Below are 23,415 nucleotides of genomic sequence, written 5' to 3' on the forward strand. Positions count from 1 at the left end.
TTTTTATTTAAGATGCGTAATCCGGTAAATGTCTTTGCGCCGGTCTTTCAGCTGGCGCACGGTTCCGTTTTCACGCTGCCTTCTTAAGATTTCAAGGTCCACGTCCCCGATCACGACCATTTCGATATTCGGATTCGTTTCACCGACGATTCCGTCTCTGGCAAATTCAAAATCCGACGGAGCAAAAATGGCTGACTGCGCGTATTGAATATCCATATTTTCTGTTTGCGGCAGGTTTCCGACCGTACCTGAGATGACGGTGTAAATTTGGTTTTCAACCGCTCTCGCCTGAGAGCAGTACCTTACGCGCAAGTAGCCTTGGCGGTCTTCAGTGCAGAACGGCGTAAAGATAATTTTCGCTCCTTGATCCGCGGCAATTCTCGCAAGCTCCGGAAATTCGATATCGTAACAGATCTGAATGGCGATCTTTCCGCAGTCCGTATCAAATACGCGCACCCTGTCTCCGGCGCTGATGCCCCACCATTTCCGCTCATTCGGCGTAATGTGAAGCTTATATTGTTTTTCAATCGTGCCGTCACGTCTGAATAAGTAAGCGATGTTATAAATTTTCCCCTCTTCTTCAACGAAGTGGGAGCCGCCGATGATGTTGACATTATATTTCACCGCCAGATCTGTAAAGAGGCTGATATAGTCCTCGGTATATTCGGTAATCCTCTGAATGGCCAGACTCGGCGAACGCTCCTCGAGAAATGACATGAGCTGCGTCGTGAAAATCTCCGGGAACACCGCGAAATCAGATCTCGCATCGGAAGCCACATCGACATAATATTCAACCTGATTGGCAAATTCCTCGAAGGAGTAAATCTTTTTCATTTCATATTGAATGACGCAAATGCGCACCGGAAATGCCGATTTGTAATAGCGCTTTGACTGCGGCAAGTAATCGACATTGTTCCATTGCATTAATGTCGCATATTTAATGGACGCGGTGTCATCCGGGAGATAATTCGGATTGATCCGCATGAGCGTAAATCCGTTCATCAGCTGGAAAGAAAGCACCGGATCATAAATCTGATGGCGCGTCACCTGTTCGACATAGGCTCTCGCCGTCATTTCTTCCGCATACTTATGATAATTCGGAATCCGCCCGCCGATAATGATGCTTTTCAGATTCAATCGTCTCGCCAAGTCTTTTCTCGCCTCATACAGCCGGTGTCCGATTTTCATCCGTCTGTATTCCGGGTGAACCATTACCTCAATCCCGTACAGATTCAATCCGTCCGGGTTGTGGTTCGTGATATAACCATCGTCTGTAATGTCCTGCCACGTGTGGCGGTCATCATATTCATCGAAATTGATGATCAGGCTTGAGCATGAACCGATAATTTCCCCTTCATACTCGGCGCAAAACTGACCTTCCGGAAAGTGCGCGAGATGGCTGATTAAATGCTCAGGCTCCCACGGCTCCATCCCCGGAAAACAATCCTTTTGCAGCTCAATTATTTTGTTGATATCTTTCTCTTCCATATTCCGTATGACCATTTTCTTTTCAAAACGGGTCAGATCAAGTTTCTCAGACAATGCTGCTTCCCCCTGCCGGTTCGTTTTGATCGTTCAATCGCTGTAAGAGTAATTCAAGTTCCATTTCCGCCATCGATTCCAGTCTGTGATCGTATTCTTCAAATAACAGGGCGCTTGTTACCTTATTCGGGACGATGACACATTTCATTCCGGCACGTTTGGCTGCGATTGAGCCGTTGACCGAATCCTCAAAGGCCAGACATTCAGATGGTTCAACGCCTAAATGTTCCGCAGCTTTCAGATAGAGCTCCGGATTCGGCTTCACTTCTTCTACGTCGTCAGCCGTCTGAATCACTTCAAATTCATCAAACAGGCCTAATTCCTTCAGATGGCCCGATACCCATTTAAAATCTGAGCTGGACGCGAGCCCCACTTTCAATCCTAATTCTTTTGCCGCGGCTAAATAAGCTTCCACCCCGGGGCGCGCCGTTTCCGTCTTCATCCGCTGTTCGAAGCGCCCGCGCCTGATCGCCGTCAGTTCATCATGATCGAGCTTTCTTCCCAGCTGCTCCTCTAAATATGCGAACGGCTTAAACCCCGCGGCCGTTCCGATCACCTTTCCCCAGACGGATAAAGGCAATGTTGAACCGTGTTCTTCAAACATTTCCTGCAGCACTTCATATTCATGGGTTTCTGTATCTAAAATTAACCCGTCAAAATCAAAGATTAATGCTTTTATCAATGGTTACAGCTCCTTTAGCTAAAACGTACTGACCTATGTATACACTATACCGTGAATTTCTTTCGCGTTCAAAATGTAACATTCTGACGGAAAGAAGAGCCTGCATGAGTGCAAGCTCTCTTCATCCGTTACTGTGTGTTTTGACTGGAAATATTGGAAAGAGCTGCTCCCGCAGACTCATTTGAACGCTGATCGACCGCTAAGTCTCCAAGCGCAACGATCCCGACCAGATGATTTTGATCGACAATGGGAAGGCGGCGGATTTGGTGTTGGGCCATCAGATGTGACGCCTCTTCAAGACTCATTTCCGGGTTTCCGGATACAACTGCAGAAGACATCACGTGTGAAACAGGTGTTTGGCCGTCGCGGCCTTGAGCCGTTGTTCTCAATGCGATATCACGGTCTGTCAGCATTCCTTTTAATTCCCCTCCGTCAACGACGGGAATTGCTCCGACATTATGCTGGTGCATCAGCGCAGCCGCTTCCTGAATCGTTTGATTGGGAGAAACGGTAGCCACGTGGGTAGTCATTGATTGTTTGATTGAACTCATTGTAAAGCACCCCTTTCGACATTTATTATGCTCGGGGATTTGTCTCATTATAAAGGGAGTTAGAGGAAAGAAATTGTGGTATCATGTCAAGGAAGCAAAAAAGAGCCTGTTAAAAGGCTCTTTATACCCGTCAGATCAGCCTTCTGTGACCGCAGGCTTCTGATCCGGCCCCTGTCTCGAAATCATCATAGGTAAAGGGAAAATTCATTCCGCATTCATTCAGCAAAGCGCAATTTTTATCAAACAGCGCCCGCTCTTTGACGTCATATACCGGGTGCGGCTTTGACAGCATGATATGTACCGTTTGCAGACAAGCCATAATTTGAAACGCTTCTTTTAAAGTTCCTTGGTAACGTTGGTTTTGTAATGATAATACGCCCCTTTTTTTAAAGCGCTGAATTTCCAGTTCGGAGAAATAAAGAGGAAAGACATTTTGAAACAATTCAGAGGAAAGCTCTTGTATCGCGCTTTCTTGTCCGTCAGTCGCTGCGTTCACAATTCTCACATCAATCACCTTTCTTGCCATGTGAATATCCTTAATCTTTATCAAGAATAGCATAGAAAAAAACGCGAAAGCTAAGGTAAGTGTTTCCTATTGAAACAGCCGCTTTCCGCTTGAAAAGGAGCTTTATGATATGAAACAAAATGACCGCGGTCTGGAACTCCTGATTACGGAAAAGCACGCCGGACAATGGCTGTTTTCAGTCCTGAAATCTGAATTCCAGGCGTCAAAACCCGTAATTACGGAATGGATGAACCAAGAAAGCATTCAGGTGAATCGGACATCCCCGAAAAACAATATCATACTGAAGACCGGAGATCGCTTATTCATTGATCTTCAGGAAAAAACGGGTTCTTCGGTGACTCCGGAATACGGAGAGCCGGACATTTTATTTGAGGACAATCATATGCTGATTGCAAATAAGCCGGCGGGAATGCCGACTCATCCAAATGAAGAGGGTCAGACCGGCACCCTCAGCAACCTGATCGCTTACCATTTTCAAATCAACGGCGAGCAGGCGAAAGTGCGCCACGTTCACCGTCTTGACCGTGACACGTCAGGCGCGGTCGTTTTCGCGAAACACCGCCTGGCCCATGCAATCCTTGACCGTCAGCTCGAAACCAAAACATTAAAACGCACCTATATCGCCGCGGCGGAAGGAAAAATCACGCCGAAAAAAGGCACGGTTGACTCGCCGATCGGCCGCGACAGGTCACATTCCGTCAGACGGCGCGTCTCACCCGGCGGACAAGCCGCCGTCACCCATTACAAAGTGAAAGGCTATCATCCCGGTGCGCAGCTTACATTGGCAGAGCTTGAACTGGAAACCGGGAGAACACATCAAATCAGGGTGCATATGGCAAGCATCGGCCATCCGTTGGCGGGCGATGACCTGTACGGCGGAAGCAGGACGCTGTTTCACAGGCAGGCGCTTCACGCCAAAAAAGTCAGTGTCGTCCATCCGATCTCAGGAGAAGAAATCGTTGCCGAGGCGCCGATGCCGGCTGATCTGGCTCATTTTACCGAAACGTATTTTTCTTAAACCGGGTCGGCATATATAATATATCGTTTCGGCGCATTTCCAATGTAAGAAAACGGATAGCAAGTGGTCAGGATCAGTTCCTCCCGCTTGTGCTGAAGGGTGATGACAGATGTATCATCCCGGCTGACGATTTTTGTACGGCTGAGTTTATAAGAAAACGTGCCGTAAGACAAAATCACGTTCAGTCTGTCTCCTTTTTTCAGTTCGCCGGTCCGGCGGAACACCGTGTCCCTGTGGCCGGATAACACAATTTGGCCGTGATCGCCCGGATAATAGCTGTCCTTATAATGTCCGACGCCTTTTGCTAAATCATCTGCGTCAGTCCCTTCGACGATCGGGAGCTCAGCGTCGATTTCAGGAATTTCTAAAATGCCGCTTGCCTCACCCGTTTCGGGGTGAAATTCTTTTTTGCGCTGTGTCAGCACAGCGCTTTTTGTTTCGTTCTTTTCCAAGACAGGTTCTGTTGCTTGTTTTGCTTCTTCAAGCGATTGGTTCGTTTTCATATGTGAATCAATGATCTTCCAGCTTCCGTAACATGTGATGATGATACCGGCGATGATGACGAGAAGCGGAATATGTTTCAGTTTGTTCATCGTGTGCGGATTCCCCTTTTCTTTCTGAAAAGCCAATATACGCCGGCACCCGTGATCACCAGGCCGGCCAATGCCGTCTGATGGCTGCCCGCTGAAGTATCAGGCAATGGGCGGCCTTTTTGTGTGCCGCTTTCAGTCTGTTTTGTGCTTTGTTCCGAATTTGCGGCAGACGCCGGACGGGATTCAGGAATTGACTGCACTGTATCAGATGCTGTTTCTTTTACGACAGGACGTTCAGGTTTTTTGGTTTGATCAGGCTGTTCTGCTGCATCCGGTTTTTTAGCGGGTTTTTCCGCTTGAGGTTTTTCTCCTTTATCAGGCCTGGTGCCGCCCGGTGTTTCCCCGCTTCCCGGCTGATTGCCGGTGTCATCAGGTGTTTTGGCGGCTGATGCCGTGCGGATGCGGCCGTCGGTTTGATAAGAAATCGGTGCGGAAAAGCTTTTGACATAGTCTGCTGTCGCTTCCAAATCCTCAGGCCCCGTCACCGGATTCTTGCCGAGTTTCCCGATCGGACCGTATTTTGCCCCCGCCGCCGTCGCCATAAATTGATTGACTGTTACTGTATATCCTTTTTCGGGCTGTATGTCTGTCCCGTCCGCCATTTTCATATCAACCGCTTGTCCGGTTTCCGGGTTCCATGTATAGGAAAATCCGCTGATGCTGTAATCCGGTCCGTACACCGGAGAAATTTGCGCGTTGATGATCTCCCGCAAATCTTTTCCTTTGATTTCAAGCTTCGTCAGCACATTGCCGAACGGCTGTACATTATAAAGGTCTCCCCATATGATCGGCCCTTTTTTTATGCCGTCCCGGATGCCTCCCCCATTCATAAGCGCAAAATCGGATTTCATCTTCGCTTTCATACCGTCGGCAATCAGATTTCCGAGCGCCGTGTCGCCGTCATTTGAATACCCGCCCGTTATATCATGGGCCGCTTCCCCGACCGTTTCGCTGATAATCGGTTTCACTTTCTCTTCATATTTGCTTAATATGCCTGCCGCAGCCGGGTCAGGCTTGATTTTACTTTGATCGATATATTGGATTTCCGCTGATTTTTTCACGATATCCTTCGACTCTTTATCAAGTTCAAGATCGGCGATTCCGATTGCTTTTCCGTATTCAAATGCCTGCACAATCAGCTTGCCGTTGATTTCTCCGTTTACGACTTTATGATTGTGCGCGGCGAAAATCACATCAATCTCTGAGTCTGTTCCGCTTGCAAGCTTTGCGGATTCTCCAGTGATTGCTGAGCCATTTTGTTCAGCAGACATATGGGCGAGTACGGCGATTGCTTTAATTCCTTTTTTCTTCAAGTCAGCGGCGGCGTCATTGACGGCCTTTACCTCATCCGTAAACGTAATATTTTTAATTCCGTCCGGGATGACCATGCCTGCCGCCGATCTGGTTACAACCCCGATAAATGCGACCGGAATTCCGGAAACGTATTTGATTTCATACGGCGGCAGAAAGGACTCCCCTGACTTCAGTTTACAGTTTGCGCAGACGAGCGGGAAATTTTGGCCGTCATAACCGCTTGTCCCCTTACCGTCCGGATGATCTCCTCCATTGATGATCCGTTTAAGCTCATCCGTTCCTTCATCGAATTCGTGATTGCCGACAGTTCCGACATCAAAACCGATGTCTTCCATCAATTCTACTGTCGGTTCATCCTGAAAAAGGGCTGACACGGGAGAGCTGCCCCCGATCATATCGCCCGCATGCACGACAAAGGCGTGTTCTTTCTCGGCTTTCGCCTTTTTAATGTACGCGGCGGCGTAGTCCATCCGCCCGAAAGTGCCATCCGGTTTACCGTCTCCGTTAAGGTCAAGCTCATATTGCTGATCAATTTTTCCGTGCAGATCATTCATGCTGATGATTCTGAGCGGGACACGGCCCGAGTCTTCAGTCTGCCGTTCTTTATACGCTTTATCCGTTCCAGCTTCATTCAGTGATCCGGCTTGTCCGATTGCTTCCGCATCTTTCACGCTGAACATCATAAAACAAACCGTCAGCAAACAGCACGAAAGACGCATACCCCTTTTTTTCTTCATTCATTTCCCCCCTGTCTTCTAAGAAATACGTTAGCTTATTTTCTTAAAAATCACATCACTTTTTTGTAAAGATTGTCTTCACTGGCGCAAAATAGTAAATAATCCCCACGTAACGAAATAGGTCTTGATGTATAACGGATCGGCTTTTTTCACATCTTAATGATGATTTGACATGAAGGAGGAAAACAACCAGTGGAACAGCAGCAGAATCAGCAGCAGCCGCCAGTAAATCAGGGGATCCCGGGTTCACCGCAAGTGAATCACGGAGGACATGAGCTTTTCGATATGCATGAAGTGCTGGCCGGAACAGTCGGCGTTTTGGATCAATTTATGATGCTCAGACAGTTTATACAGGATCAGCAGCTGGCCGACATCCTTGACCGCCAGTATCAATTCATTCTCGGACTCTATAATCTGACGGCAGAATGCTTTAAAACCGGCCAAAAGCCTTCTCAGGAAACGTCGACATATATGATGAAGGAACAGAACCAGGCCGTCTACGGTATAAAACCGACTCAGCCGAAAAAACCGAATCAATCATTAAATGATGTCAAAGATCTCGGGATCAGCGGCCATATGCTCGGCCTGATTAAAGCTCAAGCTTCTCTCTTGACGATGAGCTCGCTTGAAATGACCAATCCCGTCACAAGAAGAGTGCTTTCCGCCCAAATTCAGCAATATGTCGAAATGGCGTTTGAAATCTTCTTATACCAAAACAAACACGGTTATTATCAGGTTCCTCAGCTCAATGCACAAGATATGCAGACCATGCTGAATTCATTTGCACCGGCCCAGGGACAGCCGCAAATGCCTCCGATTAAAGGACAAATGGGACAGCAGCAGCAAAACCTCCATTGATTAAAAAACGGCGTTGGAAACCTGACTCTCCAATGCCGTTTTCTTTTTTTCATATGCTTTTGTGAAATCATGTTCAAATCGTTTTAGGCTTTCTTTCGTAGCCGCTTCAAAGCCTTTTTCAAAATCCTGTGTTTCGGCGGTTTTGTTGATAATGGTTAAGATAATGCCTTCTCCGAATGTTTCGGTTAAGTCCTTTATCATATAGAAGCTTTGCAAATAGACATCCGTTTCATATTCCATACGCGATTTCTGCCATTTTCGGTCGGTCGTTAATTGATCAAACGGCACGACGGAAAATGCAATCGGATCAATGACTACATCATAATGCGCGACCCACTCGCTCAGCCCCTCATGAAACCAAAGCGGAAATACAGACGTATCCGTCCCCAATTGCCGCGTTTTTTGATGAAACGCGTAGTGTGTGTATTCATGTATAATCAATTGCTTATACATGAAAACGGCCAGCTCATCTTTTTTCAAAAGCTGTTTTTTCTCTTCAGGCAAAAGCCCCATCATCTGCTCCTGTTCTGAATAAAAACCGACTACATTTTTCAATCCTGAATATTGCTCCATTTCAGCTTCATCCGAAAAAAAAATGAGTTCAAGTGGCGCTGCACCTTTATAGCCGACAATGATTTGATTGATACGCTTTGCGTGGTCCAGCGTAAGCTTGGTCAGATCCAAGAGCGGCTTTTCATCCGCCGTATAGTAAATCGCTGTATGTTTGTAAATTTCTTTATTCATGTGTTCAGTCACTTGTTCCTTCGTCGGAACAGAGCGGCTGTTTTGGCCTGACAGGACGTACATCATACTTACTGAAACGGCTGAACTGACAGCCAATATGACAAGGACTCCGCACAGGATCAGAGTGAATGCCGCCCGTTTCCCCATGCCGTCACGCAAACAAGCTCCCCTCCCCGATCCTTTAATTTTCATCTCATTCTTTACTTTATGCTCAGGAGCGCTGGGTCGTGACGGCAGATAAAATAAAAAAGCCGCAGTAAATGCGGCTTATCCATTCATTTATTTATTGGGGTTTGGGAATACACGCTGCACCATTTGACCGAATTCATCAAACAGACCGGATACAGGATGTCCGTTTTGGATTCGTTTTCCGTAGCCTTGCATACGTTCAACGAAGTCCGGGTTCGCTGATACATATACAGTCCGGACATGTTTATCGGCTGATTTCACCTTATCGGTAATTTTATTTTTTAAATGGTTGGCGATGGCGCCTTTTTGCCCGTTTGTCAGAACAACGGCAACATATGCGCTGTTTCCGGCAACGATCACAGTCGCATTTTTAACTTCTTTTAAATCAGTCACCTTGTCAGCGGCTTTATCAGCCACTCTCAGGTTACGATTGTCATTGTGATCGGTGTTTTGGTTATGACGGTTCACTGTATTCATATTTGTCGCACCGTCGTTAGGCGTGTTGCGGTAATTTACATTCTGGGTGCGGTTGTCATTTCGTTTTCCTTCCCCCTGGTTCCCCATACTGCACCCTGCGGTAATCAGCATCGGCAGAAGAAGGGCAGAGATAACTGCTTGCTTTTTTATCATGTGAATTCCTCCTTTCTCACTTTACGTATAGGTTTTTCTATTCGGCGGGATTTATGCACGCCGTTTGCATTCTGAGCGGTTTGGATAAATATCAGAAGGAAAGGGAAAGGTAAGCGTAATCAATTGAATGAGGAGGGATTTAACTTGTTCAGAAAAAAAAGCGGCATCAGCCCGACAGCGCTGCTGATCGGATCATCGATTCTGATTGCAGCTTTATCACCCGAAATCCGCCGGAAAATCTCCGGAATGGTTTCAGGCAGTATGCAGCATAAAGATGGCACACATTCCATGCAGCCTGCTGACCTGATTCAACAGGCGTTCGGCGGGGATTCCGGCGGACAGCAGCACACAGACAAAGCCCGGCATTCACAAAACGGCTCCACGCAGCCTGCCGAGCTGATCAAACAGGCGTTCGGCGGGGATTCCGGCGGACAGCAGCACACGGACAAAGCCCGGCATTCACAAAACGGCTCATTGCAGCCTGCCGAGCTGATCAAACAGGCATTCGGCGGGGATTCCGGCGGAAGGCAGCATGAGCAGACTTCCCGCAATCACTCCGGCTCATCCCATACGGACGGACAGGCAGACCGCAGTAAAGAAACTTCGCCGAAGCCTCACTATACCGAGCCGATTCACTTCGAAGAAAGCGCGGTAAATGTTTTAAATGACAGCACCGTGATGAATATGCTGGAAGAAATTGAACCCGGAAATCATTAGAAACGAAAAAATCCTTCATTCGTTCAACGATGAAGGATTTTTCGTTTTAGCGCTCTATCTATTATTTTTCTATAAGAGAATGAACCATCGATCTGCTGTTAAGCTTCTTCAGCTTCAATGACGATTGAGGAATCATTGTACACCGCGGTATCGGTTTCCTTCGTCATTTTACTTGTTAACAGCCCTGCGGTCATACTGCCGCTCACATTTAAGGCGGTACGCCCCATGTCAATTAACGGCTCAATTGAAATGAGCAGCCCGGCAAGCGCGACAGGCATGTTCAAAGCGGATAGGACGAGCAGAGCCGCAAATGTCGCGCCGCCTCCCACGCCTGCTACACCGAATGAACTGATTGCCACGATGGCGATGACGGAGATGATGAATCCCGGTTCAAACGGGTTTTGCCCTACTGTCGGCGCAATCATCATCGCGAGCATCGCCGGGTAAATGCCGGCACAGCCGTTTTGACCGATCGATAAACCGAATGAACCGGCGAAGTTCGCAATTCCTTCAGGGACGCCCATGCTTTTTTGCGTTTTAATATTAAGCGGCAAAGCCCCTGCGCTTGATCGGGACGTAAACGCAAACACCATGACAGGAAATGCTTTTTTCACGTATGTGATCGGATTTAAACCGCTGAACGTAATCAGCAGCAAGTGAATGATAAACATGACGATAAGCGCGGCGTATGAAGCGATCACAAACATCCCCAGTTTCGCAATGCTGTCGATGTCGCTTGTCGCGATCGTCTTTGTCATAATCGCCAATACCCCGTAAGGCGTCAGTCTTAAAATCAATGTCACGACGCGCATAATAATCGCGTATACCGCATCGACAATTCCGCTGAAAGTCGCAGCATGCTCCGGCTGCTTCCGTTTCACGCCCAGAAAAGCGATGCCGAGGAAAGCGGCGAAAATAACGACTCCGATGGTGGAAGTCGGTCTGGCCCCCGTGAAATCAAGAAACGGATTTCCCGGCAGAAGCTCAACGATTTGCTGAGGCAGCGTTTTGGCCGTCATATCCTCAGATTTTTGCTGCAGCTCCTGGCCTCTTGATAACTCGGTGCTTCCCTGGTCGATATGAACGGCTTTCAGATCAAAGGAAAGCGCCGAAGCAATTCCGACTGCCGCAGCAATTGCTGTCGTAGCGATCAAAATTCCGATGATCAGTCCGCTGATTTTCCCGATGTTATGGGTCAGTTTCAGCTTCGTAAATGCGCCTAGAATAGAAATAAAGACTAGCGGCATGACGATCATCTGAAGCAATTTGACATAACCGCCGCCGGCAATATTAAACCAATCGGCCGTTTGTGTCACGATATGTGAAGCCGGCCCGTAAATCAATTGCAGTGCAAAACCGAATACAATGCCTAGTCCGAGCGCGGTAAAGACACGTTTAGAAAAGGAAACGTGTTTCTTTTGCATGACAAACAGACCTGCTATAAGCAAAAGCATAATGAAAACATGTAAGACTATAAATAAATTCTCCAAAACAGGTAAACACTCCCTTGCTCATTATCCTTTAACACTATATTATATGAATTCCGATCGGTCAAGTAAGAATTGACAAAATATGTATTTTTATAGACTTTTCTCTTTTCTTTCCACCCTTTCTCTAGTAACTTATATAAGGGTGATTGTTATGCTGAAGGAACTGTTTCTTAATTTGACGATTTTAATTACATTTAATTATCTGTTCACCCTTCTTTTTAAAGAGTCGCTTTCGTATAAAGAAGACCGTCTGATGTTTCAATTACTGAAGGGGACGGTCTGCGGGCTTTTAGGGGTTTTTCTGATTGCTTTCGGCTTTTCTTACTCCGATTCCATCATTGATCTCAGAAATATCCCCATTATCATCGCCGCTCTTTACGGAGGCTGGGTGTCTACGGCAGCCGCCTTTGCGATTATCGTCGCAGGCCGTATCCTGATCAATTTCAATGCCAGCGCCATTTTTTCCATCGCCGCCGTCGGGGTTATTGCGATACTTTCTGCGGCCGTCCTCAGAGGAAAAAAGCCGGATCACAAAATGGCGTTCGTTATGCTGCTTTTTTCAAATGTTATTTTCACCCTGACGCTGCTGTTTCTTATGCCCGAACAGCCTGCCGGGGCCCTCGTTTATTATTGGCTCATTTCCGTCTTGGGCGGAATGCTGTCGCTGTATATTATTAAACACGAAGCCGATGCCCGCCTTTTGTTCAAGCAATACAAGTTTCAAGCGAATTATGATTTTCTGACGGGGATTTTTAATAAGAGAAAATTCGAGGAAGTCTCGCGCGTTCTGTACGATCGGGCGTCTCAATCCCCCTCGTCTCAGCTCGCGCTTATTTATTTGGATATTGATCACTTTAAGCAGATCAATGATCAATACGGCCATTATGAAGGGGATCAAGTGCTGAAGGAACTGGGGGCGCGCCTGAGGTTCTTACTCAGCAGTTCTGATCCGTCAGCCCGCATCGGCGGGGAAGAATTTGCCGTGCTTATGCCCAATTGCACGTATACGAAAGGGCTTCACCTCGCAGAGGAAATCAGGCACACGATTGACGCGAACCCGATTCTGCTTACGAGCGGAGATACAATTCCCGTGACCGTTTCCCTCGGCATCGCGCATTATCCGACAAATACATCGGATCCTCAGACATTGCCCCTGATCGCAGACCGGATGCTGTACAAAGCGAAAACATCAGGGCGCAATCAAGTGTGCAGCACTGAAAAAAAAGAATGATCGCCCGAAGCGGAAATCATTCTTTCTTTTCAGTGAGAAAGCCGCCCCTCAGGAAAACAGGAATCAGGCTGCCCTCATATTCTTTTTCAATAAACGCCGCGGTATCATCTGATTGATACAAAGACAGGAGTTTTTGCATCCGTTCATCATCTTTATCCTCAGCTCTGACGGCGATCAGATGAATATACGCTTCCTTCATTTGCGCCGATCGGATCAGCGCGTCCCTCTCCGCATGAAATCCTGCTCTTTTCGCCTCGCTTTGACTGAGAACTGCTGCGTCAGCATGTTCCGCCGCCTGATATGCGTTCTTTTTTGTTTCCGTTTTTAAGGTCAGATGCTTCGGGTTGTCCTTGATCATATCAGTTGAACCCGTACCGGTGAATCCCTTTTTCAATGTCATCAGTCCGGCCTCCTGCATGAGAAAAAGCGCCCTGCCGAAGGCCGCCGCTTCATCAGGCACGGCAATGACCGCTCCGTCCGGTATATCCTTCAGCCGTTTATGCTGCTTGGAATACACCCCCAGCGATACCGCATATGTCGTTCCTAAAGGAGCCAGCTTCTTTTTCACATGAGGCGGCAAAGATTGAAAATAAGAAACGGATTGAAACGCATTGGCGTCGAGATCCCCGCCGGCAAGCGCCAAATCGGCCTCGGCATAATCCGAAAACGTTACCAAAGAAAGCTGCAAACCTTCCTCACCGGCTTTTTTCGCGACAAACTCCCAGATCGATTGATCAGATTCATTGATTCCGATAGTAATTGTCCGGTTCCCGTCAGGATAATGGCATGAAGTAAGTAACATGATCAAAATGAAAAGAAACAGACTGTTTATAAGCCGCAGGTTCAAGTTGACCTACTCCCTATCTATTTTTATGTACAGAGGCGGCACCATGGTATTCGGGCTCATGATTACATACAATACCGATTAAAAAAAGGGTTGTCAATTGCTTCCTTAAGAGGCTGCAAAGCGGTTTTTATCAGCTGAAAATGGGCTGTTCTAGTCTCAAATCAGATTTCCGTATCAGAGCGTTCTCCTCTTAAAACATGTTATTTCGAAAAAAGTTACATTTAGCAGTTGTTTTTTCTTCGAATTACTGGTAGAGTAAAGGTAATTATTTTTGTTCGAACTATCTTTAAGAAGAAAGTTTTGTAAGAGTTTTCGTCTTGGAAGTTTGTTTTAGAGCAAGAATAGTGAATTTAAGCGTTATGTCGCTTTAGGAGGAAATTTCATGTTAGAAGGTAAAGTAAAATGGTTCAACTCTGAAAAAGGATTCGGATTCATCGAAGTAGAAGGTCAAGACGATGTATTCGTTCACTTCTCTGCTATTCAAGGCGAAGGCTTCAAAACTTTAGAAGAAGGCCAATCTGTTTCTTTCGAAATCGTTGAAGGAAACCGCGGACCACAAGCTGCTAACGTAACAAAAGCATAAATTGTTTAAAAAACCTGCCGGTTTACGCCGGCAGGTTTTTTTCATCTAAAACGAAAAGCTGTTTTGCAAAGGCAAAACAGCTTTTTTATATCAGGTGGCAATATCGCGTTTTAAGAAGACGCCGAATGCGAGCGCCAGAAAAATAACGAAGTAAATCACAAGCATCACAACCGAAAATGTCATCGTCATCCCCTCTACTAAAGGAGTCCCGTTCATATATTGCGACAAATCTGTGTTCGCAAATAAAATATATTTGGTCCATTCAAATTTCGCAGCAAGAAATACCGTCGCCGTGTTCCCCATAACCAATAGAAAAATAGAAAATCCGACCGCTAATGAGCTGTTCCGGAATACCGCAGACAGCATAAACGCCATCGTCGCAAGCATAAAAGCGGAGACAGATTCATAGACATATGTTTTAGCGAGGAAAGCGATGATATTTTGCTCAAAAACATGGCCGTCTTTGTATACGAGATGAACATCAGCCGCAGTATCTCCGCCTGTACCGAAAAAGACCAATCCCAACAGAGCGGAGCCGGCAAATAAAATCACAAGCATCAGCAGTCCGAACAGCAGCACCGTCATATATTTAGATAGCAAAATCTGAAAACGGCTGAGCGGACGGATGGCCAGCAGTTTGATGGTTCCCCAGTTGAACTCATTCGCCACGATGCCTGCGGCAATGATAATCGTAAACAGCCCGGTCAAAACAGTCATCATCGAAGAATCAGCTACGTATGACCACACTGTGTACCCTGTATCCTCGGGGATGTTATGATCCATACGGTATTGATTTATCGCGACATTCTGTTTCAGGTTATCAATGAGCGTCTGGTTTCCGGTTTCCTTCATCTGCTGTTTCATTTCTTTGTTTTCAGCTTGGAGCTCCTGTTTCCAATTCGGATTGGCTTCGTTCGAGGTGAAATGGTTTGACAGAAGCGCAAAACCGATCATCGAAACGCCTAAAATTACAATCATAGCCCACGTGCCGACGCGGCTGAAAATTTTTATCCATTCATTATAGATCAGCTTAAACATATTGAACCTCCTCTTTCGTCCCGCCGGTAATCTCCAAGAAACGGTCTTCCAAAGATTTTGTCATGATTTTCACTTCATATAAGCGGATGTTTTCACGGACGAGCAGAGATATCACATCAGGCACTTCCTGTTTTGACAGCTTGATCTCAATACCGTTTGTCTTCTTCACACAATCAAACTGACTCAGAACGGCAAGAGCCTCTTCTCTTTGTTCAATATGGAAGAAGTATGTATCTTTATCCTCTTTTCCTTCATCCCTTACTTTTTGAATATCGACAAGCTCCCCTTTTTGCAGAATGCCGATTCGGTCGCACATTAACTCCATTTCTGACAGCAGATGGCTAGAGACGATGACAGCCATTCCTTTTTCACGTGTCAGCTTTTTCAGATGGTCCCTGATTTCCCTGATGCCCGCGGGATCAAGGCCGTTTGTCGGTTCATCCAGAATCAGCACCTTAGGATTATGCAGCAGGCTTTGGGCGAGGCCGAGACGCTGTCTCATTCCGAGAGAGTAGGTTTTTACTTTGTCATGTATTCTGTCCTGCAACCCGACGAGCTCGATGACCTCATCTATTTTTTCTTTCGTAACGCCTTTTACCATCCTTGCGTACTGCTGTAAATTTTTATAACCGCTCAGGAATTTGTACAGCTCCGGGTTTTCCACGATGGCTCCGACGTGCCTGACCGCTTTTGCATAGTTTTTCGTAATGGATTCCCCGCAGATTACGATGTCTCCCTGAGACAGTTTCATTAATCCGACCATCATTCTGATCGTAGTGGTTTTCCCCGCTCCGTTCGGCCCTAAAAATCCAAACACTTCGCCCGCCCGGACGGAGAAGCTCAGATCATGAATAATCGTTCGTCCTTTTATCGTTTTCTTTACCTGTTGCAGTTCTAATACCATTTCCAATTAGAATCCCCCTTCTATTTCGTGCGCCTGCATGACGCTTCTGTACCATTGCAGCACGGACATTCCTTCCTGTTCCCGGATTTCTTCGACCTCGCGCCGTTCAGCGATTTTCCCTTTTATGAAAACCATCACTTCGTCTAACAGCGTCTCAATCTCGCCGATCTCATGCGTGGCAATGACGACGATCTGGCTGTCAAAATCAATATAAGATACGAGACTGTTGACAATCGACTCTCTGACCGCCGGATCAAGACCTGAAAACGGCTCATCCAGCAGAATGACGGATGCTTTTCTCGATAGGGCCAAGACGATTTTCAGCCTGCCCCGGCTGCCTTTGGACAGCTCTTTTATCTTCTGCTTCGCTGAAAGATTCATTTCCGTTAATAGGTTATGTGCTTTTTCGAGCTGAAAATCCGGGAATTGCGAATGATAAAATGTGAGCATATCACCGACGGTCGTCCGGGCGGAAAACATATCATGTTCGGTTAAATAAGCCGTACGAAACAGCATGTTCCTGCTTACTGCGCAATCTCCCATCCGGACGGCGCCCGATGTCGGGAACGCAAGCCCGGCAAGCATTTTAAGCGTTGTTGATTTCCCGCTTCCGTTCGGCCCTAAAATTCCGTAGATTTTACCCGGAGACAATGAAAATGATACATCGCTGACCGCGAGCCTGCGGCCGTATTTTTTTGTTACGCGTTCAAAATCAAGATTCATCGTTTGCTTCCTCCGCATATTGTTTGATCCCGTCGAGCATTTCCTCAGGAGATAACCCCAGCTCCGCCATTTCCTGAATAAAGCGTTTGAAAACGTCTTTTGTCAGCCTGTCTTTCAGCTCTGCTTTCAGATCGGATCTTTCCGCTATAAAGGTTCCCTGTCCTCTTCTCGTCTCCACGATCCCCAGCCTTTCCATTTCACTGTACGTTCTTTGTATCGTGTTCGGATTCACTTTCATCTGTACGGCCATCTCCCTTACGGACGGCAGTTTGTCCCCCGGTGAAAGCTCACTTCGGATCAGCCGGTAATATACACGATCGGCAATCTGCAGATAAATCGGCTTGGATGACTGAAATTCATTCTCCATCATTACACCTCAACCTTTCGATTCAGCAGCATAGAGGCCAGCGCAAGACAGAGCGCCGCAAGCACGATCACTGCCAAGAAGCTGAAAAGCGAAATGTGGACGGTTTTCAGCTCCATCGTCCATCCGGTCAATTTTGTATAATGAAAATGAAAATTCGCATACACTTTTACCGGCCATAAATCATGTTGAGATGAAGTGAAAGGCGTAATGATTTTATCGTCAATATAGGTCCAGACAAACGCAAGCACGATGCAGATCACCCAACGGAGGACGGGAACATGTTTTAATGAGTGAAAAACAGTCCAAAATACGGCCACGATCACAGATAAGTACGCTGAACTGATCAGCAGGTAAGCATTCAGTCCGGTTAATGTGCCGGCCAGGGGAATGGCGTGTTCCAGCGCTCCTTTTGCAGAAAGCATCCGGTACATCCAAATGCCGTAACCGGTCAGCGCCAGCTGCCCGATCAACTGATACAGCAGTGAGGCCGTCAGCTTGGAAGCCAGCAGATAAAATCCTCCATTCGGATTGTAAAGCCACAGCTGGTTTTTTCCTTCTTTATGAAGGTGATAGTACATAAAAAGCGGCGCTACAAGAAATTGAAAAAACCCCATTGCCGCAAAAAAGCCGAAAATGACGAGCGGTTCTTTCTGACGGGCAGCGATGACGTGGGCTGCAAACGCCAAGCAAATCATGCCGCAAAGCCACACCGCGAGCCAAATCCATGAAACCTTCGCATCTTTTTTCAGCAAACCTAAAAACGATGTCATTCTTGCTCTCTCCATTCGGATCAAGTGTATGAGTAACATAGTACACTAGATCATCACGTATTACAATATCTTCAATAAAAAAAAGACAAATCCGCTCTTACGCAGATTTGCCTTTTCAATTACTTCTTTTTGTTTTTTAAGGAGAGCAGCGCATCACGATAGCTGCTATCCTGCATTTTGCCGCCGCTATCAGGATCGTTTGTTTCCCGATCCGTCTCAGAAGTCTTAAACTTCTGAAGCGCCTGACGGTACACATCATCGCCCATTGTATTCTTTTTCTCACGGGGAGATTCAGATTTCACAACGACGGGAGCATGCTCGGCTGAGCGCTCCTCGGCCGGATCATGCTTTTCCGGCTGTTCGGCTGTAGTGCCGATCGCTTCTCTCTTTTCTTCTTTGACATCCTGTCCTGCAGAAGTGCTGCGGACATTGAATGTGATAAGAAGTGCAATCACAATGACAGCAGCAATAACCGCTATAATAATGGCCATATAACCCTCTCCTTACTGTCGTCCGGCAGTTAGATTACCTGTGACTTGGCTGACACGTCTGCCAAGCGCACGGCCTAATTGAAGGCCTTCTTCCGTCATCAGCACATCGCTGTCAACCGGGCATGTGACGCCTGCGCCGTAGTAAGAGCCGTACAGCGCGTTTTCAGGAACGTTGCCGGGAAGTCCGACAACAATCATGCCTTGGTGAAACATAGGAGTGATCAGATTGTGCATTGTCATTTCTAATCCGCCATGTGTTGTCGCCGTCGTACAGAATACGGCGCCGACTTTATCAATCAGCTCGCCTTCAGCCCACAGATAGCCGAGTCTGTCGATCCACGCTTTTAAGCCTGAACTGATGGTGCCAAAGTGTCCCGGGCATCCCCAGATAATGGCATCCATGTCTTTCAGCTTGCGGATGTCTGCTTGATCGACATGGTCGATCAGGACTTCAGCCTCAGCGTTTTCTCGCGCTCCTTCGGCAATGGCTTCAGCAAGGTGTTTTGTGTGTTCGCCTTCACTATCGTACACTACGTAAATTTTCATTCAGGAAACCTCCCATTCAGATGATTAAGATTCCTTCACTTCTTTAGGGGCCGGAAGCAATGACAGCTCCTCTTTTTTCTTCGCCCGCTGTTTGTCTTTCCGTACGTCACGCAAGAACAGACTCAGGACTACGCCGATAACCGCAAAGATCGTCGCCCACATAAACGCGTCATTAATCCCCATAACGTTGGAATTAAGTGAAGCTGTTTTGTAGAGATATGAATAAACGGTTTGTTTCGCCGCATCAAGCGACATGTTCATGTTGACCATTAAATTCGAAACCGCGCTTTGGAACGACTGCATGAAGCTTGGATCAGCCGTGCTCGTTTTATCCGCAATCTGCGAATAGTGCATTGTCGTACGGTTCGTATAAATCGTTGTGATCAAACTTGTTCCGATTGAACCGCTGATCTGGCGGAGCGTGTTGCTCATCGCCGTGCCGTGGCTGTTCAACCGTGCCGGAAGCTGGTTCATTCCGGCTGTCATAACAGGCATCATTAACAGTGACATACCGAATGCGCGGATGGCATAGACAAGCATAATGTGCGTGTACGGTGTGTCAATTGTCAATTTTGTGTACTGGAATGTCGTTGCGACCGTGATGACCAGCCCGATAATCGCAAGCGGTCTCGGACCGATTTTGTCAAACAGAATACCGGAAATCGGCGACATGATCAGCATGACAATCGCGCCCGGCAATAGCAAGAGACCCGATTGCAGCGCCGTAAAGCCGACTAAGTTCTGCAGGTAAATCGGAAGCAGGAACATTCCTGTGTAAAGCGCAACGGTAATAATGATGTTAATCACACTGGAAAGTGAGAAAATATCATATTTAAATACCCGGAAGTCGAGCATCGGTTTTTCAGAGCGCAATTGCTGAATGACAAACGCGGCAATCGCGATGACACCGACAATGACGGTAGACAGCACGATCGGATCTCCCCAGCCGTCGCTGCCCGCTTCACTGACTCCGTAAAGCAATGAGGCAAATCCGACAATGGATAGAATCGCACCCAAGCTGTCGAGTTTGATTTTTTGCGGTTCCACCAAGTTCTTAAAGAGGAAAAACGCTATGATAATAACGATTGCCCCGATCGGAACAAGACCGTAGAACATAATGCGCCATGTGTAATGCTCGATGATCCAGCCGGAAAGAGTCGGTCCGACCGCCGGAGCAAACATCATCGCAAGACCGAAAATCCCCATTCCTTTCCCCCTGCTTTCAGGCGGGAAGATAAGCAGAATGGTTGTCATGACCAGCGGCTGCAGGATACCGCCGCCGACCGCCTGAATTAACCGGCCGATCAGCATGGTTGAGAAGTTAGGCGCGATTCCGCAGACTAACGTTCCCGCTGTAAAACAGAACATGGCTACGAGAAAGAGGCTTCTCTGTCCGAACCGGGTAATTAAGAACGCAGATAACGGAATCAAAACACCGTTGACCAACATGTATCCGGTCGTAAGCCACTGAATCGTCGTCGCACTCACACCGAACTCGGTCATTAAGTGCGGCATCGCCACGTTAAGAAGCGTTTGGTTCAAGATCGCCAGGAATAACCCGGCCATAAGCACAATAAGCAATGTTTTAGGACTTTTTACTTGATTATCTGATTTAGCCACCTAAGACAACCTCCCTTCATGGTTTGATGACTGATCTGTATTATTCAGAAATTTTTACAGATGCGTTCATACCAGGAAGCACCTTGTCAGATGGGTTGCTGAGTGAAATTTTAACAGGAACTTTTTGCGTTACTTTTGTGTAGTTGCCGCTTGAGTTTGAAGAAGGCAGCATATCAAAAGTTGAATTTGTCGCATAACCGATTTCTTCTACTGTTCCGTCAAATGTTGTATTAGGGTCGCCGTCAACAATTACGTCTACTTTGTTTCCTACTTCAATGTCTCTGATGTCTGTTTCTTTAATATTTGCAGTGATGTAAAGGTGTTTCATGTCAATTTCCTGGGCAATTGTCGTACCGGCTTGCACCATTTGGCCGTTTTTCACTTCGTTTTTCACGATTGTTCCATCCATGATGGCTTTTACGTCAGCATTTTGCTGTCCTTTGATTTTTGCAACAACGTCGTTTTTGCTTACTTCTTTCCCCTCATCAAGGTTCCAGTCAGTTACTTTACCTGCAGCAGGAGCTGTGATAGCAGCCATGTCGCCGGCAACTTTTGCTTCATCGGTTTTTACATAGTGTGTGCTTTGATAATAGTAGTAAGCACCTCCGCCTATAATTGCAAGAACAACAATCAAACCGATAATGTTGGTCAGAATTAAACGTCCTCTGTTCATTTTGTTTTCTCCTTTCGTTTCTTCCTCTATCATTTTGTGGAATGATGATAAAAATATGTGGGGATTTTTTTATTTTCCGTTTTTCACTGCACAGCCGTTTGCAAGCTTCGTTAAACTTTCCGCAAGCTTGCGCAGGTACTGCAGTTCAGCGGTATTGAGCTGCCGGTATAAGACCGCCGCTTTTTCGGCATATTGAACCGCAGCTTTCTTTAGAAGTTCTTCCCCCTCTTCGGTTAACTGAATCATAACAACACGCCGGTCGTCGTGATAGTCGCTCCGAACCATTAGGCGGCGCTTATACAGAATATCGGTCATTCTCGTGACAGACGCCGGTTTCAGATCAAGCGACAATGCCAGCCTTGAAAGCTGCGTGCTTTTGCTCTTATGTATTTTGAACATCAGCAGATACTGCAGTACTGTAATATCAAAAGGTTCAAGAACTGTCTCCAGAATCATTTTCTGCTTTTTGTAAATCGATCTGGAAGTATCAAACAGTTGTTCAAAACTGAGCAAAGCGAGCTCTGATTCAATCACCGTATTTTCACCTCATTCCCTTAATAATAGTTCACAAGATAAAATATTAATAAATGAAAGAAGGTTTGTAAAGAGAAAAGTTTCATTTTTTAAGGATTTTTTTTATGCCGTTTTTTCTCTTTATTTTTAATTTAAAAAAGCCGAGTGAAGAACCGCGGCCGCACGATTCTTCACTCGGCTTTATATTTAATACGATGCTTTGCTTACACCGGCTTCCTCATTTTTAAAAAAGCTTTTCAGCGCTTGAAATACGTCTGATTTCTGTTTCAGGATGTAGTATTTAAATTTATCATCTTTGACATTTTTATAGGCGGACATGAGGGTGGAATGCCTGTTATATTGATTGACCTCCCCGTAACAGAACAGATTCGATTTTTTCATGATGTCATTGACGAGCTTTACGCACCGGGCGTTATCCGAAGTCAGGTTATCTCCGTCTGAAAAATGAAACGGATAGATGTTGTAGCGGGCGGTGTCATATTTTTCATCAATTAATTCAAGAGACTTCCGATAAACGGAGGAACAGATGGTGCCCCCGCTCTCGCCTTTCGAGAAGAAATCTTCTTCCGACACAACCTTCGCTTCCGTATGGTGGGCGATAAATTCGATATCAACCGTTTCATACTTTGTCCGTAAAAATCGTGTCATCCAAAAAAAGAAGCTCCTCGCCATATACTTTTCCCATACGCCCATCGAACCGCTTGTATCCATCATGGCTAAAACGACAGCTTTCGATTCCGGCTTCGTCACATCATTCCATGTTTTGTATTTCAGATCTTCCGGATAAATAGGGTAAAACGACGGCTTGCCTGTCATAGCGTTTCGTTTATAGGCCGACAGCATCGTCCTTTTCTTATCGATATTCCCTGTCAGCCCGGTTTTCCGGATATCATTGAACTCGATATCGGTATGGACGATATTGTCCCTTTCCTTTTGCTGCAGATTCGGCAGTTCTAATTCCTGAAACAGCGCTTCTTCCAGATCCATCAATGAAACTTCCGCTTCATAATAATCCTCGCCTGCCTGATCGCCGGCTCCCTGGCCTTTTCCGGCACCCTGCTTTTTATCTGCGCCGTCTCTTGCGACGACATCGCCGACTTCGCTGTCGCCGTCGCCTTGGCCGACATGTTTATTTTTATCATAGTTATAACGGATTTTATATTCATCAAGCGAACGAATCGGGATTTTCACGACATCTTTTCCGTTGGACATAATAATGCTTTCCTCAGTGACAAGGTCCGGAAGGTTGTTTTTTATCGCTTCCTGTACTTTCTTTTGGTGGCGCTGCTGGTCGTCAAAGCCTTTGCGATGGAGGGACCAGTCTTCCTCTGAAATCAAAAAATTTCCGCTGTCATTACGGGACATGAATTCCCCTCCTTAACCGTTATGGTCGTTTTACATGTGTATTCCGGCTTGGTCCTGTTTATGAAACAAGTCCGGCGAAAAGATTTATTTTTATCTTATGCCGGCCGGACTCTCCAATTGACAAACAATTGC

26 protein-coding genes are annotated in these 23,415 nt (G+C 46.5%); 5 read left to right on the top strand and 21 right to left on the bottom strand.

The window, feature by feature from the left end; all coding sequences use genetic code 11:
* Nucleotides 1–3: 3 nt before the first annotated feature.
* The 4 genes from CXL14_RS18435 to CXL14_RS18450 all read right to left on the bottom strand — a co-directional run bounded on the left by CXL14_RS18435 (nucleotide 4) and on the right by CXL14_RS18450 (nucleotide 3,301).
* The gene (locus CXL14_RS18435; protein ID WP_007408451.1) at nucleotides 4–1,542 is read right to left on the bottom strand and encodes a bifunctional GNAT family N-acetyltransferase/carbon-nitrogen hydrolase family protein; all 1,539 of its coding nucleotides are present in this window, start codon (nucleotides 1,540–1,542) and stop codon (nucleotides 4–6) included.
* A complete protein-coding gene (locus CXL14_RS18440) occupies nucleotides 1,535–2,224 on the bottom strand; it encodes an HAD family hydrolase (protein WP_003155347.1) in 690 nt (229 codons plus the stop codon). Before CXL14_RS18440 ends, CXL14_RS18435 begins: the two co-directional genes overlap by 8 nt.
* Before the next feature lie 128 nt (nucleotides 2,225–2,352).
* Nucleotides 2,353–2,775: a CBS domain-containing protein gene (locus CXL14_RS18445; RefSeq protein WP_007408449.1), complete on the bottom strand. Its 423-nt coding sequence runs from the start codon at nucleotides 2,773–2,775 to the stop codon at nucleotides 2,353–2,355.
* 130 nt (nucleotides 2,776–2,905) lie between these two features.
* Nucleotides 2,906–3,301 carry a DUF5365 family protein gene (locus CXL14_RS18450; protein ID WP_007408448.1) on the bottom strand — a complete coding sequence of 132 codons (396 nt, stop codon included), beginning with the start codon at nucleotides 3,299–3,301 and terminating at the stop codon, nucleotides 2,906–2,908.
* Between the two features lie 109 nt (nucleotides 3,302–3,410).
* Here CXL14_RS18450 and CXL14_RS18455 point away from each other — a divergent pair, with 109 nt between their 5' ends.
* Nucleotides 3,411–4,319: an RluA family pseudouridine synthase gene (locus tag CXL14_RS18455; protein ID WP_014417281.1), complete on the top strand. Its 909-nt coding sequence runs from the start codon at nucleotides 3,411–3,413 to the stop codon at nucleotides 4,317–4,319.
* Here the strand turns inward: CXL14_RS18455 and CXL14_RS18460 are convergent.
* Together CXL14_RS18460 and CXL14_RS18465 are read right to left on the bottom strand one after the other, a co-directional pair.
* Nucleotides 4,316–4,912 (bottom strand): class D sortase, encoded by a 597-nt coding sequence (locus CXL14_RS18460; protein ID WP_014720915.1) that lies wholly within the window; start codon nucleotides 4,910–4,912, stop codon nucleotides 4,316–4,318. The two genes, CXL14_RS18455 and CXL14_RS18460, sit on opposite strands and share 4 nt — an antisense overlap.
* Nucleotides 4,909–6,963, bottom strand: a complete 2,055-nt coding sequence (locus CXL14_RS18465) for a bifunctional metallophosphatase/5'-nucleotidase (RefSeq protein ID WP_014417279.1) — start codon at nucleotides 6,961–6,963, stop codon at nucleotides 4,909–4,911. Before CXL14_RS18465 ends, CXL14_RS18460 begins: the two co-directional genes overlap by 4 nt.
* 192 nt (nucleotides 6,964–7,155) lie before the next feature.
* Here CXL14_RS18465 and CXL14_RS18470 point away from each other — a divergent pair, with 192 nt between their 5' ends.
* The gene (locus CXL14_RS18470; protein ID WP_007610275.1) at nucleotides 7,156–7,821 is read left to right on the top strand and encodes a spore coat protein; all 666 of its coding nucleotides are present in this window, start codon (nucleotides 7,156–7,158) and stop codon (nucleotides 7,819–7,821) included.
* On the opposite strand, the gene CXL14_RS18475 is transcribed toward CXL14_RS18470, so the two are convergent.
* Together CXL14_RS18475 and CXL14_RS18480 are read right to left on the bottom strand one after the other, a co-directional pair.
* Complete coding sequence (locus CXL14_RS18475; protein WP_025649518.1) at nucleotides 7,822–8,724, bottom strand: hypothetical protein; 903 nt, start codon at nucleotides 8,722–8,724, stop codon at nucleotides 7,822–7,824.
* A 120-nt stretch (nucleotides 8,725–8,844) separates the two neighbouring features.
* Nucleotides 8,845–9,384: a YhcN/YlaJ family sporulation lipoprotein gene (locus CXL14_RS18480; RefSeq protein WP_003155362.1), complete on the bottom strand. Its 540-nt coding sequence runs from the start codon at nucleotides 9,382–9,384 to the stop codon at nucleotides 8,845–8,847.
* 144 nt (nucleotides 9,385–9,528) lie between these two features.
* Here CXL14_RS18480 and CXL14_RS18485 point away from each other — a divergent pair, with 144 nt between their 5' ends.
* The gene (locus tag CXL14_RS18485) at nucleotides 9,529–10,101 is read left to right on the top strand and encodes a hypothetical protein (RefSeq protein WP_101287887.1); all 573 of its coding nucleotides are present in this window, start codon (nucleotides 9,529–9,531) and stop codon (nucleotides 10,099–10,101) included.
* A 98-nt stretch (nucleotides 10,102–10,199) separates the two neighbouring features.
* Here the strand turns inward: CXL14_RS18485 and CXL14_RS18490 are convergent, their stop codons facing one another.
* On the bottom strand, nucleotides 10,200–11,591 hold the full coding sequence (locus CXL14_RS18490; protein ID WP_017417330.1) for an L-cystine transporter: 1,392 nt from the start codon (nucleotides 11,589–11,591) through the stop codon (nucleotides 10,200–10,202).
* 151 nt (nucleotides 11,592–11,742) lie between these two features.
* Here CXL14_RS18490 and CXL14_RS18495 point away from each other — a divergent pair, with 151 nt between their 5' ends.
* Nucleotides 11,743–12,822, top strand: coding sequence for a GGDEF domain-containing protein (locus CXL14_RS18495; RefSeq protein WP_065180683.1), 1,080 nt, complete (start codon nucleotides 11,743–11,745; stop codon nucleotides 12,820–12,822).
* Between the two features lie 16 nt (nucleotides 12,823–12,838).
* On the opposite strand, the gene CXL14_RS18500 is transcribed toward CXL14_RS18495, so the two are convergent.
* Nucleotides 12,839–13,669 (bottom strand): MetQ/NlpA family ABC transporter substrate-binding protein, encoded by an 831-nt coding sequence (locus tag CXL14_RS18500; RefSeq protein WP_017417328.1) that lies wholly within the window; start codon nucleotides 13,667–13,669, stop codon nucleotides 12,839–12,841.
* 382 nt (nucleotides 13,670–14,051) lie between these two features.
* Here CXL14_RS18500 and cspB point away from each other — a divergent pair, with 382 nt between their 5' ends.
* Complete coding sequence (gene cspB, locus CXL14_RS18510) at nucleotides 14,052–14,252, top strand: cold shock-like protein CspB (RefSeq protein ID WP_003155376.1); 201 nt, start codon at nucleotides 14,052–14,054, stop codon at nucleotides 14,250–14,252.
* Between the two features lie 90 nt (nucleotides 14,253–14,342).
* Here cspB and CXL14_RS18515 read toward each other — a convergent pair whose 3' ends face one another.
* From CXL14_RS18515 to yhbH, 11 genes are all read right to left on the bottom strand, one after another.
* Nucleotides 14,343–15,290, bottom strand: a complete 948-nt coding sequence (locus tag CXL14_RS18515; RefSeq protein ID WP_014417273.1) for an ABC transporter permease — start codon at nucleotides 15,288–15,290, stop codon at nucleotides 14,343–14,345.
* Nucleotides 15,283–16,200, bottom strand: coding sequence for an ABC transporter ATP-binding protein (locus CXL14_RS18520; RefSeq protein ID WP_101287889.1), 918 nt, complete (start codon nucleotides 16,198–16,200; stop codon nucleotides 15,283–15,285). The genes CXL14_RS18515 and CXL14_RS18520 overlap by 8 nt, the downstream gene beginning before the upstream one ends.
* The gene (locus CXL14_RS18525) at nucleotides 16,201–16,917 is read right to left on the bottom strand and encodes an ATP-binding cassette domain-containing protein (RefSeq protein WP_033574454.1); all 717 of its coding nucleotides are present in this window, start codon (nucleotides 16,915–16,917) and stop codon (nucleotides 16,201–16,203) included.
* Nucleotides 16,907–17,284 (bottom strand): GntR family transcriptional regulator, encoded by a 378-nt coding sequence (locus CXL14_RS18530; protein WP_025650314.1) that lies wholly within the window; start codon nucleotides 17,282–17,284, stop codon nucleotides 16,907–16,909. Before CXL14_RS18530 ends, CXL14_RS18525 begins: the two co-directional genes overlap by 11 nt.
* 2 nt (nucleotides 17,285–17,286) lie before the next feature.
* Entirely contained in the window at nucleotides 17,287–18,054 is a 768-nt protein-coding gene (locus CXL14_RS18535) for a hypothetical protein (protein ID WP_088056545.1), read from the bottom strand.
* 119 nt (nucleotides 18,055–18,173) lie between these two features.
* The gene (locus CXL14_RS18540) at nucleotides 18,174–18,545 is read right to left on the bottom strand and encodes a hypothetical protein (protein WP_014417269.1); all 372 of its coding nucleotides are present in this window, start codon (nucleotides 18,543–18,545) and stop codon (nucleotides 18,174–18,176) included.
* 12 nt (nucleotides 18,546–18,557) lie between these two features.
* Nucleotides 18,558–19,091: an NAD(P)H-dependent oxidoreductase gene (locus tag CXL14_RS18545; RefSeq protein ID WP_003155386.1), complete on the bottom strand. Its 534-nt coding sequence runs from the start codon at nucleotides 19,089–19,091 to the stop codon at nucleotides 18,558–18,560.
* Between the two features lie 24 nt (nucleotides 19,092–19,115).
* Nucleotides 19,116–20,657 carry a DHA2 family efflux MFS transporter permease subunit gene (locus CXL14_RS18550; RefSeq protein ID WP_087920790.1) on the bottom strand — a complete coding sequence of 514 codons (1,542 nt, stop codon included), beginning with the start codon at nucleotides 20,655–20,657 and terminating at the stop codon, nucleotides 19,116–19,118.
* A gap of 94 nt (nucleotides 20,658–20,751) precedes the next feature.
* Complete coding sequence (locus CXL14_RS18555) at nucleotides 20,752–21,417, bottom strand: HlyD family secretion protein (protein WP_007610259.1); 666 nt, start codon at nucleotides 21,415–21,417, stop codon at nucleotides 20,752–20,754.
* A 36-nt stretch (nucleotides 21,418–21,453) separates the two neighbouring features.
* Complete coding sequence (locus CXL14_RS18560; RefSeq protein ID WP_003155389.1) at nucleotides 21,454–21,918, bottom strand: MarR family transcriptional regulator; 465 nt, start codon at nucleotides 21,916–21,918, stop codon at nucleotides 21,454–21,456.
* 186 nt (nucleotides 21,919–22,104) lie between these two features.
* Entirely contained in the window at nucleotides 22,105–23,283 is a 1,179-nt protein-coding gene (yhbH, locus tag CXL14_RS18565; RefSeq protein ID WP_088056546.1) for a sporulation protein YhbH, read from the bottom strand.
* Nucleotides 23,284–23,415 lie beyond the last annotated feature (132 nt).

The organism is Bacillus sp. SJ-10 (genome assembly GCF_002843505.1).
Classification (GTDB): Bacteria; Bacillota; Bacilli; order Bacillales; family Bacillaceae; genus Bacillus; species Bacillus velezensis.